Consider the following 3,180-nt stretch of genomic DNA (forward strand, 5'->3'; position numbering starts at 1 on the left):
CGCAGTTCCTCGCGCCCCTGACGGGGCCCGCGCCCCGGGGGGCAGCTCAGGGGAGGAAGTACATGGGGTTCGGGAGCTTGTAGGTCTGCTCGGAGTAGCCGCCGTTCAGGTCGCTGAACTGGTCGCCGAAGTTGGCCGTGATCGTGTACCCCAGGGCCTCCAGATGGGCGCGCGTCCCGGACTTGTAGTCCACCGTCGAGCACGTCCACGTCGTCGGCGTGGCGCAGTTGCTCAGGTACGCCGGCGGGTTGGCCTTGTTCTTCAGGAACAGGTGGGCGTCGTCCGCATCGGGGAAGCCCTGGGACGACAGCTGCCGCACCGTGTCCGCCCGCTGCGACTCCGGGCGACCGGTGATGTAGAAGACCGTGTAGCCCTGCGCCTTGGCCCAGTTGGCCAGGTCGTTCATGCCGAAGACCGCGGGGAAGTTCTTCGTCGCGATGTACTGCGCGTTGCTGGCCGCGTTGTAGACGAAGGTCGTCTCCAGCTCGTAGTTGTAGGTGGACAGCGCGGTGTCGTCCACGTCCAGCACGATGGCGCGCCTGCCGCTGTGGTCGTGCTTGATCTTCTGCGCCAGGTACTTCTCGGCCTTGGCCTCTATGCCGTACACCTGGATCGCGTAGTTGCTGCTCGACGAGGCCCAGTGCTCGCCGTTGGCGTCCACGGTGTCGCCGTAGTACGCCTTGATCTGGTTGACCTCGTCGGTCATGTTGGTGATCTGCTTGTCGCTGGTCGGCGCCGAGGTGTCGGCGAGGGCGAGCCCTCCGCCGGCCACCACTGCCCCGGCGGCGACGCCCACCGCCAGGGTGGCGAACGTGCGCGAGTGGTTCTTGAAGGTCCGTGCGAGCGTCAAGACTGGCTCCTTCAGCCACGGAGGCATCGGTAAGGCGATACGGAGGTAGTTCTTACCGTCCTCGGGGCGCCCTTGTCTATGCGCGTTGACAAACCTGAGCCCTTCGCGCCAGGTCCGTGCGCCGCCCCCTCGGCCGCCGCGTCCCGGCGTGTCGCGACGATGGCGGACCCGGGTGGTGGAACTTCCCGGGCGTCATCCGAATTGGCGTGAGTTCTCTCACAATTCCTTGGAAAAACCGCATGTCAGCGCGGTCGCAGCCGCCTCGGGGAGAATTTTTCGAAGGCGTCTCCGAATACGCCGATCGGGCGCAGATCGCCGTTCAAACCGGGCGTGACAAGCCTCACAACGGGCCTTCAAAACGTGAGATCTTCCTGAAGATGTGCCAATACTGACGGCCGAACAGCAAGCCCCCGCTGAAGTGGCGGGGCGGTCCGGGCGGACGCCGAGTCTCGCCACCGTCCGGGCGCCAGGTGCTCACCCACCTGACAGGCGAGAGCGGGAGACCCAGGCAGGACGGGGCGCGGTCGGTACCAGCGCTCCTTGGGGTGAAGCCACAGCCGTGGCCGGGCAACTTTCGGAGCCCGAACCCGACAGGATCAACTTTCGCAGGCGGTTCCGGAAGGGCTCTCACATGTCCTCGTCCTCTGTGGCCCCTCGTTCGCATGCCCGCCTCCGGGTCGGCGTGACTTCGGCGGTCGCCGCCGGAGCCGTTCTCGGCGGCGTCGTCCTCTCCTCCCAGGCGCAGGCCGCCACCCCGACGTACGGCGCCAAGGCCATCAAGGTGGCGGCCGCCAAGAAGGGCGCTCCCTACCGCTGGGGCGCGGTCGGCCCGACCCGGTTCGACTGCTCCGGCCTGACGCTCTACAGCTTCAAGAAGGTGGGCAAGTCCCTCCCGCGCACCGCGCAGCAGCAGTACAGCAAGGTCCGGCACATCTCCGCGAGCCAGCGGCAGGTCGGCGACCTGGTCTTCTTCCACAGCGGCTCGCACGTCTACCACGTGGGCATCTACGCCGGCGCGGGCAAGATCTGGCACGCGCCGCACACCGGCGCGGTGGTCCGCCTGGAGCGGATCTGGACCAAGTCGGTCTGGTACGGCCGGGCCTGACGTCCCGTCGCCGCCGCCCCGGCTCACTCGCCGGGGTAGCGGACCCCGATCTGCGCCCGGGCGGCGTCCAGGACGGCCATCACGTCCAGGGTGTCCTGCCGGCTCACCGACGGACTCTCCAGCAGTCCCGCGCGCAGGCAGCGCATGACCTCCTCGGCCTCGTGGACGTAGCCGCGTCCGCGCCGGGGCAGTTCGACGGTCTCCCCCGCCGTCGGGTCGCCGTCGGCGCGGTACCAGGTGAACCGGTCCGCGCGGAAGAAGGGCGAGGGGACCTCGATACGCCCGAGGTCCCCGGCGACCACCGCGCGGACCGGCGATCCTGCGGTGATCCCGCAGGACAGCGCCGCCAGCGCGCCGTCCTCCCAGCCGAGGAGCAGCCCCGTGGTGGCGTCCACGCCCTCCGGGGTGAGCGTGGCCCGGGCGGTCACCTGCGCGGGCTTGCCCAGCATCATGTGGGCGAAGGTCACCGGGTAGACGCCGAGGTCCAGCAGCGCCCCGCCGCCCAGCTCGGGGTTGCGCATCCGGTGCTCGGGGGCGAAGGGGCCGGGCACCCCGAAGTCGGCCTGGACCAGCGCGACCTGGCCCACCGCACCGTCGGCCACGAGCTCGGCGACCCGGCGCGCGACCGGGTTGCAGCGCATCCACATGGCTTCCATCAGGAAGACGCCCTGCTTGTGCGCCAGGTCGAACAGCGCCTCGGCGTCCTGGAGGTTGAGCGTGAACGGCTTCTCGCACAGCACCGCCTTGCCCGCGGACAGCAGCAGCGCGCTCGCCGCGTAGTGCGCGTTGTGCGGGGTGGCCACGTAGACGACGTCCACCTCGGGGTCCTCCGCGAGGGCGGCCCAGGTGCCGTAGGCGCGCGGGACGCCGAACCGGGCGGCGAACGAGTCCGCCGCCGCCTGGGTCCGGGAGGCGACGGCCACCAGTTCGGCGTCGGGCAGCAGTTGCAGGTCGGCGGCGAACTCGGCGGCGATGCCGCCGGTCGCGAGGATGCCCCAGCGGATCTTCTCGGTGCTCATGGGCGCCATCCCACCCCCCGATCCGAAGAAGCGTCAACCCCGGGCGGCGGAACCGGAATTCGCCCGGATTCCGGAAACCTGGTTCGGACGTGTGCGGTGCAGCGGACCCGTCCGGCAATCCGGAACCGGCCGGGGTGATTCCCTGGAATAGCCGGTCGGCCGAATTCGCCGCACCGTGCGTCCGGTTCTTCCGGAGCAATGCGGGC

At 69.8% G+C, this 3,180-nt stretch carries 3 protein-coding genes and 1 riboswitch; of the genes, 1 reads left to right on the forward strand and 2 read right to left on the reverse strand.

What is annotated here, in order from left to right; genetic code table 11:
• Positions 1 to 46: 46 nt before the first annotated feature.
• Positions 47 to 850 (reverse strand): HAD family acid phosphatase, encoded by an 804-nt coding sequence (locus ACFP3V_RS01850; protein ID WP_380578909.1) that lies wholly within the window; start codon positions 848 to 850, stop codon positions 47 to 49.
• Between the two features lie 465 nt (positions 851 to 1,315).
• A riboswitch (cyclic di-AMP (ydaO/yuaA leader) is annotated at positions 1,316 to 1,477 on the forward strand.
• Between the two features lie 4 nt (positions 1,478 to 1,481).
• Between ACFP3V_RS01850 and ACFP3V_RS01855 the strand changes: the two genes are divergently transcribed.
• Positions 1,482 to 1,955, forward strand: a complete 474-nt coding sequence (locus ACFP3V_RS01855) for a C40 family peptidase (RefSeq protein ID WP_380578911.1) — start codon at positions 1,482 to 1,484, stop codon at positions 1,953 to 1,955.
• 23 nt (positions 1,956 to 1,978) lie between these two features.
• On the opposite strand, the gene ACFP3V_RS01860 is transcribed toward ACFP3V_RS01855, so the two are convergent.
• Entirely contained in the window at positions 1,979 to 2,974 is a 996-nt protein-coding gene (locus tag ACFP3V_RS01860) for a Gfo/Idh/MocA family protein (RefSeq protein ID WP_380578913.1), read from the reverse strand.
• Positions 2,975 to 3,180 lie beyond the last annotated feature (206 nt).

The organism is Streptacidiphilus monticola, from assembly GCF_042658505.1.
Lineage (GTDB): Bacteria > Actinomycetota > Actinomycetes > Streptomycetales > Streptomycetaceae > Streptacidiphilus > Streptacidiphilus monticola.